18 protein-coding genes are annotated in these 18,358 nt (G+C 34.3%); 10 read left to right on the forward strand and 8 right to left on the reverse strand.

Translation table 11 applies throughout. The features are described from left to right. The first annotated feature begins 517 nt into the window (after positions 1 to 517). The 5 genes from WBM_RS00205 (at position 518) to topA (ending at position 5,120) form a co-directional block, all read left to right on the forward strand. Positions 518 to 712, forward strand: a complete 195-nt coding sequence (locus tag WBM_RS00205; protein WP_011256235.1) for a hypothetical protein — start codon at positions 518 to 520, stop codon at positions 710 to 712. 233 nt (positions 713 to 945) lie between these two features. Continuing rightward, the gene (locus tag WBM_RS05660) at positions 946 to 1,116 is read left to right on the forward strand and encodes a hypothetical protein (RefSeq protein ID WP_158676316.1); all 171 of its coding nucleotides are present in this window, start codon (positions 946 to 948) and stop codon (positions 1,114 to 1,116) included. Between the two features lie 516 nt (positions 1,117 to 1,632). Continuing rightward, a complete protein-coding gene (locus WBM_RS00215) occupies positions 1,633 to 1,845 on the forward strand; it encodes a hypothetical protein (protein WP_011256237.1) in 213 nt (70 codons plus the stop codon). Between the two features lie 392 nt (positions 1,846 to 2,237). Further along, positions 2,238 to 2,513, forward strand: a complete 276-nt coding sequence (locus tag WBM_RS00220; RefSeq protein WP_011256238.1) for a hypothetical protein — start codon at positions 2,238 to 2,240, stop codon at positions 2,511 to 2,513. Between the two features lie 156 nt (positions 2,514 to 2,669). Further along, positions 2,670 to 5,120, forward strand: a complete 2,451-nt coding sequence (gene topA / locus WBM_RS00225; RefSeq protein WP_011256239.1) for a type I DNA topoisomerase — start codon at positions 2,670 to 2,672, stop codon at positions 5,118 to 5,120. Between the two features lie 63 nt (positions 5,121 to 5,183). Here topA and WBM_RS00230 read toward each other — a convergent pair whose 3' ends face one another. Further along, the gene (locus WBM_RS00230) at positions 5,184 to 5,993 is read right to left on the reverse strand and encodes a rhodanese-related sulfurtransferase (protein WP_011256240.1); all 810 of its coding nucleotides are present in this window, start codon (positions 5,991 to 5,993) and stop codon (positions 5,184 to 5,186) included. Between the two features lie 121 nt (positions 5,994 to 6,114). Between WBM_RS00230 and WBM_RS00235 the strand changes: the two genes are divergently transcribed. Continuing rightward, a complete protein-coding gene (locus WBM_RS00235; protein ID WP_011256241.1) occupies positions 6,115 to 7,713 on the forward strand; it encodes an ABC transporter permease in 1,599 nt (532 codons plus the stop codon). Positions 7,714 to 7,736: 23 nt separating this feature from the next. On the opposite strand, the gene apaG is transcribed toward WBM_RS00235, so the two are convergent. Then, the gene (apaG, locus tag WBM_RS00240) at positions 7,737 to 8,141 is read right to left on the reverse strand and encodes a Co2+/Mg2+ efflux protein ApaG (RefSeq protein WP_011256242.1); all 405 of its coding nucleotides are present in this window, start codon (positions 8,139 to 8,141) and stop codon (positions 7,737 to 7,739) included. Between the two features lie 104 nt (positions 8,142 to 8,245). Between apaG and WBM_RS00245 the strand changes: the two genes are divergently transcribed. Continuing rightward, the gene (locus tag WBM_RS00245; protein ID WP_011256243.1) at positions 8,246 to 9,319 is read left to right on the forward strand and encodes a 5-(carboxyamino)imidazole ribonucleotide synthase; all 1,074 of its coding nucleotides are present in this window, start codon (positions 8,246 to 8,248) and stop codon (positions 9,317 to 9,319) included. 531 nt (positions 9,320 to 9,850) lie between these two features. Here the strand turns inward: WBM_RS00245 and WBM_RS00250 are convergent. Continuing rightward, positions 9,851 to 10,894: an aspartate-semialdehyde dehydrogenase gene (locus WBM_RS00250; RefSeq protein WP_011256244.1), complete on the reverse strand. Its 1,044-nt coding sequence runs from the start codon at positions 10,892 to 10,894 to the stop codon at positions 9,851 to 9,853. A gap of 142 nt (positions 10,895 to 11,036) precedes the next feature. Between WBM_RS00250 and WBM_RS00255 the strand changes: the two genes are divergently transcribed. Next, positions 11,037 to 11,450 carry a hypothetical protein gene (locus WBM_RS00255; RefSeq protein ID WP_011256245.1) on the forward strand — a complete coding sequence of 138 codons (414 nt, stop codon included), beginning with the start codon at positions 11,037 to 11,039 and terminating at the stop codon, positions 11,448 to 11,450. 34 nt (positions 11,451 to 11,484) lie between these two features. Here the strand turns inward: WBM_RS00255 and WBM_RS00260 are convergent, their stop codons facing one another. The 3 genes from WBM_RS00260 to ispH form a co-directional block, all read right to left on the reverse strand. Next, entirely contained in the window at positions 11,485 to 12,762 is a 1,278-nt protein-coding gene (locus WBM_RS00260) for an APC family permease (protein ID WP_011256246.1), read from the reverse strand. A gap of 101 nt (positions 12,763 to 12,863) precedes the next feature. After that, positions 12,864 to 14,138, reverse strand: a complete 1,275-nt coding sequence (locus tag WBM_RS00265; protein WP_041571348.1) for an APC family permease — start codon at positions 14,136 to 14,138, stop codon at positions 12,864 to 12,866. 312 nt (positions 14,139 to 14,450) lie between these two features. Beyond that, positions 14,451 to 15,380: a 4-hydroxy-3-methylbut-2-enyl diphosphate reductase gene (gene ispH / locus WBM_RS00270; RefSeq protein WP_011256248.1), complete on the reverse strand. Its 930-nt coding sequence runs from the start codon at positions 15,378 to 15,380 to the stop codon at positions 14,451 to 14,453. Between the two features lie 352 nt (positions 15,381 to 15,732). Here ispH and WBM_RS06030 point away from each other — a divergent pair, with 352 nt between their 5' ends. Both WBM_RS06030 and WBM_RS06695 read left to right on the forward strand, forming a co-directional pair. Then, positions 15,733 to 15,984 (forward strand): hypothetical protein, encoded by a 252-nt coding sequence (locus WBM_RS06030; RefSeq protein ID WP_225416131.1) that lies wholly within the window; start codon positions 15,733 to 15,735, stop codon positions 15,982 to 15,984. Further along, complete coding sequence (locus WBM_RS06695; protein ID WP_255324091.1) at positions 15,985 to 16,107, forward strand: hypothetical protein; 123 nt, start codon at positions 15,985 to 15,987, stop codon at positions 16,105 to 16,107. Positions 16,108 to 16,968: 861 nt separating this feature from the next. Here the strand turns inward: WBM_RS06695 and WBM_RS00280 are convergent. After that, complete coding sequence (locus tag WBM_RS00280; protein ID WP_011256249.1) at positions 16,969 to 17,316, reverse strand: hypothetical protein; 348 nt, start codon at positions 17,314 to 17,316, stop codon at positions 16,969 to 16,971. 128 nt (positions 17,317 to 17,444) lie between these two features. After that, positions 17,445 to 18,137: an isoprenoid biosynthesis glyoxalase ElbB gene (gene elbB / locus WBM_RS00285; RefSeq protein ID WP_011256250.1), complete on the reverse strand. Its 693-nt coding sequence runs from the start codon at positions 18,135 to 18,137 to the stop codon at positions 17,445 to 17,447. Between the last annotated feature and the right edge of the window lie 221 nt (positions 18,138 to 18,358).

An 18,358-nucleotide genomic window follows, 5' to 3' on the forward strand; every position in this document is an offset into this window, starting at 1 on the left:
AAAAGGTTAAAAACAGCAAGCACTTGAACAAATATTATGATTTGAAAACAGGGAGTCAGGACTGAAAACTACTTGACAAACTCTCTGCCACCTTGTTACTATAGCACTGAAGCTAATTATTTATTTTCTCTGTACGGATTAAACGGCAAAAAGACTTAATGTATCTATTGTCTCATGTTTAATTTTTTGCGCTATATACATCTCATTACCAACTAATGCTGTAATTCGCGCCTATCAGGTGCTTAAAAACAAAAAAAACGCCAACTGATTAAATGATAGTGAATAACTAGCTGTCACGGGGTTTCTTTTGCCTTTTTTCTTTACTTAGTAAATATCTTAATATTTATAACTAAAGATTTACTAACAATCTCTGCCTGTTAACGGTAGCGGTATTACGTAGGAGCTGCACTAGCTATAGTATATAGAATTCCAACATGTCTACATCTCTGGATGAGATCGCTTGGCTTTTTGCCATATAATATTAATATATTATTGTTATTTTTGAGTTGGGGTACATATGGCTAGAAACTACTATGAAATACTAGAATATGTTGCTCCAGAAGAAATAAACAAAGCTTATAAAAGATTAGGATTGAAATGTCATCCTGATAAACTTCTACCTAAAAAAAGAAAGATATCAAGAATTGTTAAAAAAGCGATTAATGGTGCTGCTTTATCTAAGCTTGAGTTGGAAGAGATGCAAAGTCTGTAATGTTGTTCCTAGAAGTTCAAGGGGCATATAAGGTGTTATCTAATCTAAAGAAAAAAAAGATATGATAAAATAATTATAAAAGAAAAATATAGTAACACCTGGTGATTTATTTTCAGGTTATATAAGGAAACAGCCATACGATTTCTTGTATCAACCAATTCTTGAGAATAATCTAGGATCTGTATGTATGGTAGTAGAAGAATTTAGCATCGATATTAACGTTAAATATGATTATGTATATTAGCATTACTTCAATTGATTATGTGATTAAGAAAAATCATGTGCAAATTATTGATTGTTTGATCAGCAAAGGAACGAAAGTATCTCTTATTGACACTTTACGCCTTGCTATCAAATTAAATTCTTATGAAACTGCGGGCTTGCTGTTAGAAAGTGTGATGTAAACGATATTAATATGCAAAATAGTGACAGAAATACGATTTTCATTATTTTTTTAAATATTTTAATAACCCTGGTTCTGGTGGTTTTGTTTTTAAGCAAACGTCGTTTAACTTTGGTGCTTTTAATTTTTTTATCGACCTTCTTCCAAAACATCTTCTTTCAAAAACAGTAGTGACACTAATGTTAAGAAGAAATGCAAGATAGTAACGCCAGTTGTAATACAGGTCCTTTCTATAAGGGTGTGATTAAATTTCTTAATCAGTTTCAGTCCCGAGTAAACTCAGAACAATCTAGAGAAGACTATGTAAAAGAGAGTATAATTATATCCCTTGAGGATGCTATTTCCCCTTTTTACTCACTAGTAGATAAAGGTGTATGTTACACTATTCCAAATAGTGAACGTATAACGCTGCTTGATATATGTGTTAACCAGCTTGTAGATAATCATAGAAAAATAGTTCATGGAGTGATTCTCCTTTTATCGCGGTTGCGTAGAAACAGAAAAAGCATGCTATTCAATGATAAGTATTTTTGTTGAGAAAGGAATTGTGGAATTAAAGGATGAAAACGGTACTCCTATATCACACAAAATTATAAAACATAATATTTATCCGCACATAGAAAATAAAATAAATGTTAGCTTAATGGAAGAGGATAGCAATGGCAAAAACTTGTTAGTTAAAGGATGTTGTGATATTTCTACTATAGAATCTTTAATTAAAATGGAGTAGAATAAATACTCCTGATTCTCTAGGATAAACTTTGCTGCATCAAGTTATTTTGGAATATTGTGACAGTGTTGAGGGAATAGATTAAGTTTTGAACCTAAAGAGATAAATGAACGTTTTTATCCCAAGTTAGAGGCATTAATAAAAGGTGGGACAAAAATTAATGCTAAGGACAGTAATGGCAAATCTCCAATAGCTCTATTGGTAGATGTGAAAGTATGAAGAAAGGTGTTGCTTATTCTGCTAGGAAAAATCAGATGTACTTAAGAATTCATTAGAAGTTTTAGGGGTAAAACAAGAAGAGGAAAATACCTGAAGGTAAATAGGAGCAGCGTGAAATACCAGTTTCAGATCAAGCAAATAATATCCAAAATGGTGATGTATAGCCAAGTGACGTGAAAGAAGAAAAAATACCTAAAAATAAGCAGGAGCAGTTAGGTCAACCTAAAATACCGGTTTCAAGTCAAGTGAGTAACACTCAAAACAATAATCAGCAGCCAAATCTGCAAAGTGAAAATGGGAGCAAGCTGCCTATTGCGGCTGCTTCTATGCTAGCAATAACCGGAATTGCTTTTAGGGGTAGCTATTGCAGTTTACCTAGAAATGTTAGCAGTAGAAATAGCAATCGGGGTTTATTATCTTGTTGCTACTACAATCCCATATCATTGTAATGGGCCCTCAAAGTCGCTTAGAAATAGCAAGATCCAGGAGGTTTCTGGAAACATTCCACAACCCACTTCATAGAATCAAAAGGACTCATTAAAACATTTTTTTACTTTTCATCGTATATTTCTCAACATATTATCTTTAAGTACTAATATAATAATATGGCATTATTGATAGTTGAGTCACCTGCGAAGGCAAGGACGATAAGTAAATATTTAAGTAAAGAGTTTAAAGTTGCTGCATCTTTTGGACATGTGAGAGATCTTCCAGTGAAGAACGGTTCTGTTGATCCGGATAATGATTTTGCTATAAAGTATGAAATTATTGAGAAGGCAGAGAAATATGTAAAAGAGCTAGTAAAGGAGGCAAGTCAAACATCAGATATATATCTTGCAACAGACCCAGATAGAGAAGGGGAAGCAATAGCCTGGAATGTAATAGAGGCACTGAAGGAGAGGAAAGCAATCAATGATAAAAGCAACATTTATAGAGTGGTCTTTAATGAGATAACAAAAAGGGCGGTGCAAGAGGCAGTAAAGAATCCACGTGAAATAAATATGGACTTAGTGCGCGCGCAGCAAGCACGGAGAGCTTTGGATTATCTAGTTGGATTTAGCTTGTCACCACTGCTGTGGACAAAATTGTCTGGAAGCAAATCTGCAGGGCGAGTGCAGTCTGTTGCATTAAAGCTTATATGCGAACGAGAAGATGAAATTAGTAAATTTGTATCACAAGAGTATTGGAGCATAAGGGCAGAAATAAAAGATAGCAAAGGCGAGACGTTTTTTGCTATGCTCAGCCACTATGATAATAAAAAGCTAGAAAAATTTGATATTAAGAACGAAGAAGAAGCAAAAGGCTTAGTTAAGCAAATTGAATCAAGGCAATATGCTGTAAGCACAGTAGAACGCAAGCAAGTTAAGAGAAATCCACTGCCTCCATTCATTACTTCAAGTCTTCAGCAAGATGCAGTAAATAAGCTGTATTTTAATGTGAAAAATGTTATGCGCATAGCGCAAGATTTGTATGAAGGTATTGATATTGGTGGCGAAACTGTAGGGTTGATAACCTACATGCGTACAGATGGGTTTTATATTGCAGATGAAGCTGTAAACTCAATCAGAAGGTCAATTAAGTCATTGTATGGTAATAAATATTTACCGAAGTCTTCTCGTCAGTATGTAAAAAAGGTTAAAAATGCTCAGGAAGCGCATGAAGCAATTCGTCCAACTGATATAGATAGAACGCCAGACAGCATTAAGGATTACTTAACGCCAGAACAATTTAAATTGTATGGTTTGATTTGGAAAAGAACCATTGCAAGTCAGATGGAATCGGCAATCCTTGATCAAGTGGTAGTTGAAATTAGTTCTACTGATCAGAAAGTAATTCTGCGAGCAAGTGGATCGATCATATTCTTTGATGGTTTCTATAAGGTTTATAAAAATAACGTGGATGGTGAGGACGAGAGCATGATACCTACTATGAAAGAAGGTGAGGAATGCAAGCTAATTTCTGTTGACCCAGAACAACATTTTACTCAACCTCCATCACGTTATAGTGAAGCAAGTATCGTCAAGAAAATGGAAGAAATTGGTATAGGACGTCCATCGACTTATGCAGCAATTATTTCAGTGTTACAGGATCGTGAGTACGTTACGTTGGATAATAAAAGATTTATTCCAAGCAGCCGCGGCAAGATTGTTACCATATTTTTAGAAACTTTTTTTCAGCGTTGTGTAGAGTATGATTTCACAGCACAAATGGAAGAAAAGCTCGATTTAATCTCAAACGGGCGTGCAGATTGGAAAAAGGAACTAGGTTATTTTTGGGTGCCATTTTTTAATCATGTAAACTCTGTCAAGCAAATGACGCATGATGAAATTTTTAACGGCATTCGTGATTTAGTAGTTGATTGGTTTTGTTCAGAAGAAGGAAAAAAAGAAGTAAATAAGAAATGTCCAGATTGCCCCGATGGTATATTAAAATTAAACTTTGGAAAAGCTGGGGTATTTCTTGGATGTTCTAACTATCCTACATGTACCCATACAAAAGAAATTACTGGCAGTAATGACAACTCAGAATATCCAAAAAGCTTGGGTATAGATGGTGTAACGGAACAGGAGGTGGTAATCAAAAAAGGTCCTTTTGGCCTTTACCTGGAGTTTAATAGTGAGTCAGAAAAGAAAAAAACGGTTTCCATACCAAAAGATATAAATGTTAATGATATTGATCTTAGTACCGCTACCAGGCTGCTCTCCTTACCAAAAGTAATTGGGGAACACCCTGAAACCGGAAAAGAGGTAAAAATAGGCCTTGGACGGTTTGGATACTATATTTTTTATGATAGTAAATACTTTTCTCTTAAAAAAAGTTTCAAAGAGGTATTGGAGATACAATTAGATGAAGCTGTGCAAATTATTGCAAACAGCCCACGCAAGGAGCTAAAGTCCCTTGGTTTTAATGAAAAGGGAAAAGAAGTTTTCATCTGCAATGGTAGGTATGGATTCTATATAAAATGCGGTAAAACAAATGTTGCTTTAGGCAAAAATGCAGATATTGAAAGTGTAGATCTGAGGAGAGCTCTGGAATTGATTAAAAGTAAGAAGTAAAGGCATGCATGATTTAAATTTACTGAGACTTCATTCAATTCTAACACAGGAACTTTTCTTATATTATGAAGGGTTACAATCAGAACAAACCACTTGGCCACGTGAGACTGATTTCAGCTCGTCCGCTGAAACTTGATTTGAGCAAAATATGCATTTTATTTTATTGCTTGGGGCAAGTGAGCTGTTAATGGCAATTCTATCATCAAAAACAAAACACTCACCTTCCCAGTTACCATTTTTGTTGTGAGTTCTTTCAAGGTAAGAAAGAATGCCACCTTTAAGATGGTACACATCGTTAAACCCGAGACTTTTCATATACGCTGTAGATTTTTCGCATCTAATCCCACCCGTGCAATACATGGCCACTTTCAAGTTTTTATTCTTAGAGAAAGACTTTGCCCACTGAGGAAACTCGCGAAAATATTGAATATATGGGTTGATTGCATTTTTAAACTTGCCTAACTTCACTTCGTATTCATTTCGTGTATCTATCACTAGAACGTCAGGTTGAGAGATAAAATCATCCCAATGATCTGGGTCAATATATTTGCCCCTAAGAGAAGTATCAAGATTGCTTACACCAAGATTCACAATTTCTCTTTTTAACCTCACCTTCATCTTACTAAATGGTTGATATTTTGCTGCACTTTCTTTCCATGTAAGATCTTTCAGCCTATAATCAGAGCATAGAAAATTAAATATTTTATTAATTGCATTTCTTTCACCAGATATAGTTGCATTAATGCCTTCTTCTGCAAGTAGTATGGTGCCCTTTAGCTCAAAGTTGTCACATGCAGCTTTTATTTCATCTTTCATGTCATAATAATTAGAGAGTTTTACAAAATGGTAAAAAGTTGCTATGACAAAACTCATGATTATTAACTTATCAACTTAGAACATAATATACAAAATTATAAAGATATTCAATAGATCAGCTCTGGATATCTTCAGCTTTTATATATAACATTTTAATATTAAATATGGATTTAATTTAATGTTTTTAAAAGTATTTAAAAGTATATTCTTATTTCTAGTAAGTATATTATTTGTCTGCCCTATACTATCATTAGTGTCGATTCTATTTACAGAATCGACAAATTCTGAGTGGGTAATCAGCACACTTTTTCCTGAATATATACTTAATACGTTAATTTTGATGATAGGGGTTGGAAGTATATCTTTTATATTTGGAGTGATTCCAGCTTGGCTCACCACATTTTTTTCATTCCCTGGGAGTAGAATTTTTGAGGTTGCTTTATTTTTTCCAATATCAATTCCCGGATATATAATATCGTTTGTTTACGTCAACTCATTAGAATTTTCAGGTCCAACACAAAGTTTATTAAGAGAAATTTTTCACTGGGGTAAAGGTGATTATTGGTTTCCTGAGATAAAGTCTCTAGGCGGTGGAATATTAGTGATGGGATTCAGTTTATATACATACGTTTACATATTAGTCCGCTCAAATCTAAAGAATGTTAGCAACTCAGTTACTGTTGCATCAACACTTGGGTTCTCTTCTTTACAGAGCTTATTTTCTGTCGTTATTCCCTCTATACGTCCGTCAATTATAGCTGGGATATCCTTGGTGTTAATGGAGGTAATTACAGATTTTGGTACACCACAATTTCTTGCGATTGACACCTTTACCACAGGAATATATCGCACCTGGTTTTTACTGCATGATAAATATTCAGCTGCTGTTTTAGCAGTTGCAGAATTGGTCTTCATTACAGCACTGATAGCTGTCGAGAAAATTCTACAAAAAAAGGAAATATCCTACTCTGCCATTAATACTAATTCAGATTATCATAACAAACGGAGTATAAGTGGTGCTATACCATTAGTTTTCGCTTATGCTATGTGTATATTGCCGATATTAGTAGGTTTTGCTTTGCCGATTATTCCACTCATATATTGGAGCATAGAGAAGGGATTTTTCATATACGGAGCAAGATTCTATAACATAATAGCAAATAGCATTGGCTTATCGTTTATCACTGCAATGATCTCAGTTAGTATTGCAATAATGATAGGATGTACGGCACGTAAGAATAAGGTGATCAACAATATAGCGCGTCTAATTTCTTTAGGCTATGCGATTCCAAATGCAGTTATTGCTATTAGTATAATAATATTTTTAAGCAAGATATCTTCTTTTATTACTCAATACTTTACAGAAATAAGCTTGGTAGGAACTGTTGGTGCTTTGATTTACTCATATTTATTTCGTTTTTTTGCCATATCTTTCAAAGCAATAGAATCAGGGCTTAAAAAAACACCTAATGAAATTGAGTGGATCGCATATACTATGGGCCATGGACCCATTTCCACGTGTCTGAATATTCATATTCCTCTCATAAAGAAAAGTATATTATCAGGATTTTTGCTTGTATTTATGGATACTATTAAAGAGCTTACAGCAACACTCATTATCAGGCCATTTAATTTTGAAACTATATCAACTAGAATATATGAACTTGTAAGCGATGAACGTTATAGAGAAGCTGCCCCATTTTCGTTAATGATAGTTATAACTGGCTTAATCTCTACAATAATCTTATTTAAGCTTGATGATGAAAATAAAAAATAGATTTATGATGGCAATCAGTTGGTTTAATGTGGCCTAATGTTTGTGTATGGGCTATCTAAAGAAAAAGACGGTATTGTGACCTCGAAAACTTTTGTGTTTTCTTCATTTAGAAATTCGTACTTACCTTGCATTATTCCTGACGGTGCATTCAAGTATGTTCCGCTTGTGTATTTAAATACCTCTCCAGGTTTTATCACAGGCTGCTCTCCAATAACACCAGCCCCAACAATTTCATTTATCTTTCCTTTGTAGTCTATTATTTGCCAATGGCGGCTCAGCAATTGAATAGTTGATAGGCTTTTATTTTTTATCTTGACATTGTACATCCATACATAGCAATTTTCATAAGGAATAGATTGCTCCTCAATATAGACTGGCAAAACTGTAACTTCAACAGAGTTAGTAGTAAGTGTATATTCTAAAGTCATGACAGAGTATTCATGATAGAAAAGTAATACTTTAATTATACACTGTTTTCGTAGATTCTTCAAGCATATTGTAGTATTCTGATTAAGAATTGTTTATCAATTATATGAGCAAATCAGACATACTTTGTAAAAGAGTGATAGGAATAGTGGGTAGTGGACAATTAGGTAAAATGACCGCTATTGCTGCGACAAAGCTTGGGCAAGAAACACATATTTTCGCTAATGCTAAAGATGATCCTGCTTGCTCTGTTGCTAATAATTTAACAATAGCAGATTTTTCTGATAAGAAGGCGCTTGAATCTTTTGCACAGAGTGTGAGTTTAGTTACTATTGAATCTGAAAATATTCCATGTGACGCAATTGATATTATGTCACAATATGTAGATTTTTATCCAGGTAAAAGAGCATTACACATTTCACAAAATAGGCTTAGAGAGAAAGATTTTATTAGAAATTTAGGTATAAGAACCGCTGATTATAAAAGTATACAAGATCATAACGATCTATTAGAAGTCACTAGAGCTTTTGGCTATCCAACAAGGCTAAAAACAACAGAAATGGGTTACGATGGGAAGGGACAATATATGATTGGGAATGATTCTCAAGTAGAGCGATTTGCTTCCTTTGATTGGAATGCACAGTACATTCTCGAGGCAAGTGTTGACTTACTAAAAGAGGTTTCAATTGTTGTTACAAGGGATAAAAATGGTAAAGTAGCTTTTTTTCCTGTGGCAGAAAATCACCATGTCGATGGAATACTTGATACTTCAATAGTGCCAGCTAAAGTAGATAGCAAATTAGTTCAAGAGATACAACAAACCGCGGAGAAAATAGCAGATGCACTTGATGTAGTGGGAATTCTAGCTATTGAGTTTTTCATTACTAAAAATAGTGAACTGCTAGTCAATGAACTAGCTCCAAGACCTCACAATTCTTGCCACTGGAGCTTGGATGCATGTAATGTTAGTCAATTCGAGCAACTGATTAGGGTAATATGTAAGTTACCTATGCAAGAAGTGGTGTTGCGCTTTCCTTGTATGACGAAAAACATAATAGGTAATGATGTATATAATACTTACAAGTATTTGAGTGACAAAAGAGCCAATTTGACTATATATGGAAAAAAAGAGGTTAGAGGTAGGCGTAAAATGGGGCATGTTAATATAGATTTAAGTTAGCATGCTATACCTCTCACGATTACACAAACGTTTGTTTTCGAAAACGGTGCATTAAGTTTCATAGCCAGTTTTGCCTTAAACACAAGAATCACTGGCATCCAGAAAAGTTTGCTTATGAGCAAACTGATAATAGCACCATTTATTGGCTTCATAAATTGCAACTAACCTTTATTATAAATATTTAAGAAATTTACCAAGGAGAAAAAAGGCAAAAGAAACCCTATGTTAGATAGTGTTTACTCTCTAATCCTGCAAATTGGCATACTATATTGTCTTTATAAGCACGTTTCAGCTTATATAGGTAGAACATAGAAATGTTGTGAAGACATAAAGTACACATGGTATAAAGAATTAAACATAAGATGTCAACTACATGATACTTCGTCATTTAATCTGCACAGACTAGGGATAACTGAATACCTTCAGCTCTGTGGTGAGGGGTCTGGCAGAATTTGTCAAGTATTTTTTTCGTTTCACTTGAATGACACCATTGGTATGCAAATTTTCTTCGAACTACAGCGCACGTGTACTCTATATGCACTTGATTGATAAATGCTCCCTCGTCAAGATCTCCAAAATTTGTACTATATTCAGTGCCGCACCTTTGCGTAGATTATCAGCCACTATCCACATATTTAATCCATGTTCAACAGTATTGTCTTTTCTAATACGTGATACGTATACTGCATTCTCCTGTACGACATCAATTTGGGTTATATATTTGCCGTCTTTTCGCCTATCATACACTAAAATTCCGGTATCTTCAACTTCACTTAGCATTTCACGAGCTTGTTCTTCAGTTATGTGCTGGTAAAACTCTACATTTACTGCTATAGCATGACCAATAAAAACGGGCACCCTTACACAAGTTGCAGTAACTTTTATATCTGCCTCTAGGATTTTTTTTGTTTCCTCTTGCATTTTCCATTCCTCTTTTGTAGAACCATCTTCCATAAACTCTCCTATATGAGGAATGCAATTGAATGCTATTTGCTTAGGGAATATTTCAGGCTTTTTGGCTTCATTTGTGAAGATTTTTTTTGTCTGATTATAGAGTTCATCCATTGCTGCTTTGCCTGCACCAGAGGTTGATTGATAAGTTGAAGCAACGATTCTCTTTATTTTTGCTTTTTGGTATAATAAATGTAGCACTAACAGCATCTGTATTATAGTACAGTTTGGATTGGATATTATGTTGTGGTTTTTGTATTCCATGATTTTTTCTTTGTTAATTTCTGGAATGATTAGTGGTACACCTTCTTTCATCCTAAAATAAGAGCTGTTATCTATTACGATACATCCAGCTTCAGTTGCAATCGGTACGTACTTTTCCGAAACATGGTACCCAGCACAGAAGATGGCTATATCAATATCAGCAAAGTCATAATTTTCAAGGCATAAAACAGTTAATTCTTCGTTACCAAAACTCACCTTTTTTCCCTTTGATTTTTTTGATGCAAATGTAATAACAGAATCTATCGAAATTTTTCCCTCGTCTTGGAACTCAGCAAGTATGCTTAGTACTTCGTGTCCTACTCTACCGGTTGCTCCAACAACAGCAATTTTTTGTCCCATATAAATTAAAATTCTCACTTCAAAATTATATTATATTTTTACTGGCAGGAATTTACAATTATTTTAATATTTTTACCTTGCAATTAATTGTAATTTAGTTATTATTATGCAATATTAATAATATTACATAATAAAGTGAGAGATGAGCAAAAAATATGATGAAACTAAGGTGAAACCTGCAATATCTACATCTCAAGAACCTAAGAGAATTAATGGGTCAAAGTTTCAAAGTGTTCTCTCAAAAAGAAGATATGATATAAATTTTGATGATAAAAAGTATGCTGTAAAAACTGTTAAAACACGGTTTCTAGAAACGGAACAACAGTCTTCGAAGCTAAGAGATTTATTGGAATCAATACCTGTGATAGGAAGATTTTTAGCAAAAATTTTCACATCTGAAAAAGAGACATATAAAAAGCTACAATTGCAAATAGATCGCTCTAGTAAGATAAGAAATGAGTCTCGCATAGATGATAAATATACAGAAGAAATAAGCAGCAAGCTTAAGAAGAGTAATATTGAACAAGTGGATGACAAAAAAAGTCGTAGTCCATAAATATCAAATATTTCAAGAGCATCTGGTATAATATTTATTGTGCGGAAGCTCTTCGGTACCAAAATAAATAAAGAGGTATACCACTCGTGGTAAATAAGCTTGCAATTAACAAGGTATTTATAGAAGTTTCAAGTATCACCCAGCAACAAAAGGTTGTTGCTATACTGCCAGTTAAAAGCTTGTGATAATTTCTCTCCTTTATAACAACCTTTAGAAAAGCAAGACTGCATGCAAGGTAGACGAATAAAAATGAAACTACAGAGAAGTCGATAATCGATGTAATCTGCTGAGCAAAATTGTTATTTGAAGTGAGGATTAGTAAAATTGCAGTTCCAGATGAGCTAGTTGTTATTCCCCAAAAAGGGGATCCATGTTCATTCCTTTTAGCAAAGAGTTGTGGCATCAGTCTATCTTTTGCAAGACCAAAAGCAACTTGTCCGCTAGATAAGACCCAGGCGTTTAAACTGCCAACACAGAAAACGAATGCAACTATAGAAATAATCAAATGCCAGTTACCAGAAAACATAATTTTTATCGCATCAACGTATGGTGCTCTTGAGTTTGCTAGGTCATTACCGTTTATTAAACCCATGATTGCAAAGTTGTTGATAAAATATATGATAGCAACACAGATTGTTCCAAGTACTACAGCTCTTGGTATAGTTTTTGCTGGATTGTTGACTGATCCTGCAGGTGCTGTTGCCAATTCAACTCCAACGAAACACCATAAAGTCAGGAGTGTAGAACGAGCGAGGATCTGTGATATTGTAAGGCTTGACATTTCTTTACTTATGATGAAATTGTTTCTATTGAAAAAAAACAATGCCATTACAGGTATTGCAAGCAATACGGCAATTTTTATAACCGTCAATAGAAACTCAACGCGTCCAGCGGTCGCTACTCCTCTTAAGTTTATTAATGTAATAATTGTAAATAATAACAGTTCTAAGAACAAATGTATATTTTTGATCTCCTCATGGAGAAATGGCGTAAGGTAGCCAACACCTACAACTATCAAAGCTGTTGTGCTAACCCATGAGATTACCCAATACGTCCAACCAACAAAGAAGGCTGCAGTAGGGCCAAAAGCATGTTTTACATAAACGTGGGGACCTCCAGTTTCTGGAAACTTTGCACATAGTGTAGCAAAAACTAAAGCAAGAGACACAGCACCAAATCCTGATATCGCCCAGCTTATGAGGCTATAAGTGCTGTATGGTGCGAGGCTAATCGGCAGCATAAAAATCCCAGAGCCAATTTGACTACTGATTACTAAAGCAAAAACAGCCAAAAAACCTATTTTATTTGACATAATACCTCTTAATTCTATTAGTGTAAGTCAGTAGTATAATCTGATTCCCAAGAATTTTAATAAATAAAAAATTATGTTTTTAAGTTAAGCTTTTAGGAAGGTCACTTTGTAGGCTTGCGGTACCAAAGTAGATAGGTAGGTGTGCCGCTTAAAGGGAATAAGCTTGCAATTAACAAGGTATTCATAGGAGTCTCATATATTATCCAACAGCAAAAAAGTACAGCCATGCCCCCAATTAGAAATTTATAGTAGTTTTTTTCCTGTATGATGACCTTGAGGAAAGCAAGACAACATGTTAAGTAGACGAATAAAAATGAAACTACAGAGACATCAATTATTGAAGTTACTTGCTTGGCAAAATTTTTGCTCGATATTAGAACGAGTAAAGCTAATATTCCCAGTGTATTGATTATGATTCCACAAAAGGGGGCACCATACTTGTTTCTTTTAGCAAAAAATTGCGGCATTAATTTATCTTTTGCAAGGCCTAAAGCAACTTGTCCGTCGGCTAAGAACCAAGCGTTTAGACTACTTACAGAAACAATGAAAGCAACAATGGAAATGATTAAGTACCAATTGCCAGGTAAAATTATTTTTATCACATCAGCGTATGGTGCTTTTGAGTTAGCTAAGTGATTGCCATTAATCAATCCCATAATTGCAAGGCTATTAATGAAGTATATGATAGCAACAAAGACCGTACCAAATACTATGGCTCTTGGAATTGTTTTGCTTGGATTTTCAACTGATCCTGCAGATGCTGTTACTATTTCAAGTCCAATAAAGCACCATAAAGTAAGAAGTGTGGAACGGGCAAAAGCTTGAGATATTGTGAGGTTTGATATTTCCTCGCTTACGACAAAGTTATTTCTATCAAAAAGAAGTAATGCCGCTATGGGTACTGCAAACAGCACGGTAATTTTGACAGTCATCAATAGAAGCTCAACATGTCCGACGGTAGTTATCCCTCTTAAGTTTATTAGCATGATAGCTAAGATTAATGCTATTTCTAAAAATAGGCGTATATTTTGTATATTATTATGAAAGAGCGGAGCTAGGTAGCCAATACTTGCAACTATTACCGCTGTTGAACTAACCCACGAACTCGCCCAATATGTCCAGCCAACAAAAAAAGCTGCTGTAGGACCAAAAGCATGCTTCACATAAACATGAGGACCACCAGTTTCTGGAAATTTCGCACAGAGCAATGCAAAAACTAAAGCAAGAAGTATAGCACCGAGCCCTGATACTGCCCAACTTATAAGGCTGTAAGTACCGTATGGTGCAAGACTGATTGGAAGCATGAAAATTCCAGAGCCGATTTGACTACTAATCACTAAGGCAAAAATAGCCAGGAAACCTATTTTGTTTGACACAATAACTTTTAACTTTTTTATCTAAATATATTAATAATATAACTGAAGCTCAGAAACTTCAATCGATCTTTTATGAAAGCTTGCATTTTTCAATTACTATAATTAGGTACGGCCAAAAAGTTGGGAGGATACCTATAAAGCAGAAATTTAAGGGAGTTAATTACAAGTGATGATATAAGAGAAGCAGTAAATGTTGTGATAGATAGAATTCTTCATGTAGAGGGGTCTATACCTATAGCTAAGTGTGTAGCTCCCTATTTGGGTAGCCTATATTATTCGAGGCTGTAACCAATCTTGTAAGTAAGATATACTTTAAACTAAATGCGGTATTTTAAACTGAACATTTTCGGTGACTCCATCTGACATAACTGAAACTTTTGTATTCACGTTTATTTTCAAATGGTTTATTAATTCGTCAACTAATATGTCAGGGGCGGAAGCACCTGCAGTAATTCCTATCTTTTCTATGCCCTGCAACCAACTTTTGTCCATATAGCTGTAATTATCGATTAAGTAAGCTCTTTTTCCTCTGGCAGTGCATAGATCTAACAAGCGATTTGAGTTCGAACTATTTTTACTTCCTATAATTAGCACTATGTCTACAATTTCAGTTAATTTTTTGACAGCATTCTGCCTATTTTGTGTTGCATAACATATATCTTTTAAGTTGGGGCCTGTAATGTTTGGAAATCTGAGCTTTAGGGCAGTAATGATTTCGCGGGTGTCATCGGTGCTTAACGTGGTTTGTGTAACATAAGATAAATTATCTGGATTTTTAACCTTTAAATCGCGTACATTCTGTAGGGTTTGCACTAAAACTATGGGATTATTCACTCTTCCTCTGATTCCCTTAACTTCTGGGTGGTTTTTATGTCCAATTAGGATTAATTCTTTACCACTATCTTCATACCTTTTTGCTTCTTTATGTACTTTACTAACCAGTGGGCATGTTGCATCAATCACTTGAATGCCCTTTCTTTTTGCTTTGTCTTCTATATTTTTTGACACTCCGTGCGCACTGAAGATCAATATTCCTCTATTGTCCTTGATGTCCCTGATGCTATTCACAAAAATCACGCCTTGTCTCTTAAAGTCCTCTACTATATATTTATTATGAACGATTTCATGCAGCACATAGACTTTGCGTTTGTTTCGATATTTTTTTAAAGTGATGGCTAATATATCTACAGCTCTTTTGACTCCTGCACAAAAACCACGCGGTTCAGCTAAAATGATTTCCATTTTTTTAAATCGAGTAAGTATGCAAACATTGCTTAAAAATAGGCTCTGCTCACTGTACTTTATAGTACCATTATTTATATTTTATATAATAATTAATTTTCATATATTCTCTTTAATTTTTGGTCAGTTTAGTGCTGTAGAGGATTTAAAAAAGGGTACTAAGGCATACAGGCAACCTAATATTTTAGATAGGAATGGAGTGGTAATAGCAACAAATGTGCCACAACATCACTATATATAGATCCAACCAAAGTGAAAAATCTGGAAGGTATAGTAGCACAACTGCGTTCTATTTTTAATGACCTTGAGTACGAAAACCTGTGTAAAATACTCACTTAAAAAAGAAACTTACTTGGATAAAACGGCATTTAATTTCAAAAGGGTGCTAGCGGTCAAAAGTGCCGGTGTGCCGGAAGTAAATTTTTGCGACAATGTAAGATGTGTATATCCACACAATAATTTGTTTTCACATGTGCTTGGCTACACTGATATAGATGGCAAGGGCATTGCTGGAGTTGAGGTATACATAAATAAGACTGGAATCCAGCCTCACGCTACTCGAATGACACCTGGTGAATATGTTCAACTATCCTTAGATACATGAGTGCAAGGTATAGTACATGAAGAACTAACTAAGGCTGTAAATGGATGTCAGGTACTTGGTGGAGTAGGACTTGTTTTAAATGTGAAAAATAAGCAAGATCATTTCAGTGGTCAGCTTGCCTGATTTTGATTCCGATCTGCAAAATAAAGCGAAAAAGAAGTATAAGAGTTTAGTCTCGTTAGTCTTGGAGTGTATGAGATGGGATCAGTGTTAAAATTTTTTACAATAGCTGCAACGCTTGATGCAAACGTTGTAAAAACTAGTGATTTGTATGACGTATCAAAGCCAATCACAATTGGAAAGTGTAAAATTTAGGATTTTCATAAATCTGAAGTCAAAAAAATTACCAAGATATATTTGTGAAATTATACAACATTAGTGCAGCAAAAGTTGCAGCCGAGTTAGGTACTGAGAAGCAAGTAGAATACTTTAAAACTATGAAACTTTTTTCTACTTTGAAAATGAAATACTAGAGAAATCTACACCAATAACCCCGTATAAATAGAGTGAAAGCACTTTAATAACGGCATCTTGCGGTTATGGAAAGATGTAACCCAGATCCATCTTGTATAGACTGCAGCCGCATTAATCAGCAGTGGGATATTTCACAATGCAACTTTGATGTTAAATAAAGGAAGTATAGGAGAGCAGATTATTGCAAGAAGCGCTTACTGAGAAGTAAGAAAATTATTATGTGCAGCAGTAACAAATAGGATAGGTAGGAGAACAAGCATAAAAGCGTATTTGATAGGAGATAAAACTGTATCAGCAGAAAAAGTTGTAAACGATAAATACAACAAGAATGCAAACATAACATCATTTATAGGAGTGCTAACTACAGTTAACCCAGATATATAGTGCTAATTGTTATTAATGAACCTCAGGTCATACACCACACCTGAGGAATAATCACTACACCTATAGCTAAGAATATTATAAATAAAATAGCACCTATACTTAAATGTTACACCTGAGATGCAAGAATTATGATTTCTTTATTAAAATTTTAAGTTTATAATCTTGTTCATTTTTATCAATACAAAGAAACCCATCTTTTGTTGCACTGCAATTTTCAGGGGCGATGTCTAAATTAATTTTTTTGCCACTGTCATCCATACTCAAATGAACTCTTGGTTCAAAAAAGTCAATTATGTTAGCCTCAAATTTCTTTGTTATCTTTCTATCCGGAGAAACCAGATTAAATTCCCGAATATTGCTTAGGTCAATATTTCCTATATAATTACTACACCCACTGTCTGTGCAATATGAACTCTCAACTATATAGCCTTCACTTGGAACTTCTGTAAAAAAATTCCATAAATCACTTGACATACAAAATACCCTTAATATTTACCACTTGAAGAAGTATATATACTTTTTAAGTATATGTAACCATAATACATCTCAAAATACAAAGTTCAACAGTTAATTGTGTGAAAGATAAAATTGCTAATGGCTACTTAAATCCTTTTATTAGTTTTTTTCACCATGCTGTCAATCATGTGTTTTATTCCTTGATATACAGAATATGTACTTTCGTCTCTACGCATATAAGCAGAACAGGAAAACACATTATGTTCTTCGTCTTCTATTGATAACCCTGTGTCACATTTTATGTGCTCACCACCTAGCTTTTCTATCAACTTTTCTCTGTCATCTCCTATAGTAACCTTAATCTTACTTTCTCCTTTACTTGTTTTACTACTTAAAATAGAAACAATTATTGCTGGAGATATACATATAGCTCCTATTGGTTTTTTTGTAGCAAAAAATTCTGAAACTAATCTCTCAAATTCGGGTATTACTGTTACCACTTCTTTATCTTCAGCTAAGTCAGATAGATTTTTTGCAACTCCATATCCACCAGGTACAACTAACATGTCAAAATCTTCGGCTTTGGCTTCTTTTAGGTCACATATTTCGCTTCTTGCAACTCTTGCTGCTTCCACGAGTACATTTCTTTTTTCTTTTACTGCTTCTGTTGTTTTATGGTTCACAACTTGTGTAATATTGATATCAGGTGCAAAGCATTTGACCTCCACTTCCTGCTGATCAAGTACAAGCAGACTTAAAACCACTTCTCTCACTTCTGCACCATCAAGATGACCGCATCCTGATAAAACCACAGCAGCTTTTAATTTTTTTTCACCCATAGAGTACCTTGATTTCATATAATTTAGGTATTGTAATACAAATTCTATGTTTGGAAAGGGGTAATTATATTAATTATTTTGTATTAGTTATAATACAATTAATATGTATAATTAGACATACTTATAATTGATGGAGTTTGGTATGGCGCCTAAAAAGGGAGAAGAACCTCTATTAGAGTAAGATAAATTAGAAGAAACTGTTTCGAGTGTAGTAAAAATAA

The organism is Wolbachia endosymbiont strain TRS of Brugia malayi, assembly GCF_000008385.1.
In the GTDB taxonomy this organism is placed as follows: domain Bacteria; phylum Pseudomonadota; class Alphaproteobacteria; order Rickettsiales; family Anaplasmataceae; genus Wolbachia.

Bases quoted from the DNA above. Each gene is read 5' to 3' on its own strand.
- WBM_RS00205 (WP_011256235.1), top strand. From the start codon at position 518: ATGGCTAGAAACTACTATGAAATACTAGAATATGTTGCTCCAGAAGAA.
- WBM_RS05660 (WP_158676316.1), top strand. From the start codon at position 946: ATGTATATTAGCATTACTTCAATTGATTATGTGATTAAGAAAAATCAT.
- WBM_RS00215 (WP_011256237.1), top strand. From the start codon at position 1,633: ATGATAAGTATTTTTGTTGAGAAAGGAATTGTGGAATTAAAGGATGAA.
- topA (WP_011256239.1), top strand. From the start codon at position 2,670: ATGGCATTATTGATAGTTGAGTCACCTGCGAAGGCAAGGACGATAAGT.
- WBM_RS00230 (WP_011256240.1), bottom strand. From the start codon at position 5,993: ATGAGTTTTGTCATAGCAACTTTTTACCATTTTGTAAAACTCTCTAAT.
- WBM_RS00235 (WP_011256241.1), top strand. From the start codon at position 6,115: ATGTTTTTAAAAGTATTTAAAAGTATATTCTTATTTCTAGTAAGTATA.
- apaG (WP_011256242.1), bottom strand. From the start codon at position 8,141: ATGACTTTAGAATATACACTTACTACTAACTCTGTTGAAGTTACAGTT.
- WBM_RS00245 (WP_011256243.1), top strand. From the start codon at position 8,246: ATGAGCAAATCAGACATACTTTGTAAAAGAGTGATAGGAATAGTGGGT.
- WBM_RS00250 (WP_011256244.1), bottom strand. From the start codon at position 10,894: ATGGGACAAAAAATTGCTGTTGTTGGAGCAACCGGTAGAGTAGGACAC.
- WBM_RS00255 (WP_011256245.1), top strand. From the start codon at position 11,037: ATGAGCAAAAAATATGATGAAACTAAGGTGAAACCTGCAATATCTACA.
- WBM_RS00260 (WP_011256246.1), bottom strand. From the start codon at position 12,762: ATGTCAAATAAAATAGGTTTTTTGGCTGTTTTTGCTTTAGTAATCAGT.
- ispH (WP_011256248.1), bottom strand. From the start codon at position 15,380: ATGGAAATCATTTTAGCTGAACCGCGTGGTTTTTGTGCAGGAGTCAAA.
- WBM_RS00280 (WP_011256249.1), bottom strand. From the start codon at position 17,316: ATGTCAAGTGATTTATGGAATTTTTTTACAGAAGTTCCAAGTGAAGGC.
- elbB (WP_011256250.1), bottom strand. From the start codon at position 18,137: ATGGGTGAAAAAAAATTAAAAGCTGCTGTGGTTTTATCAGGATGCGGT.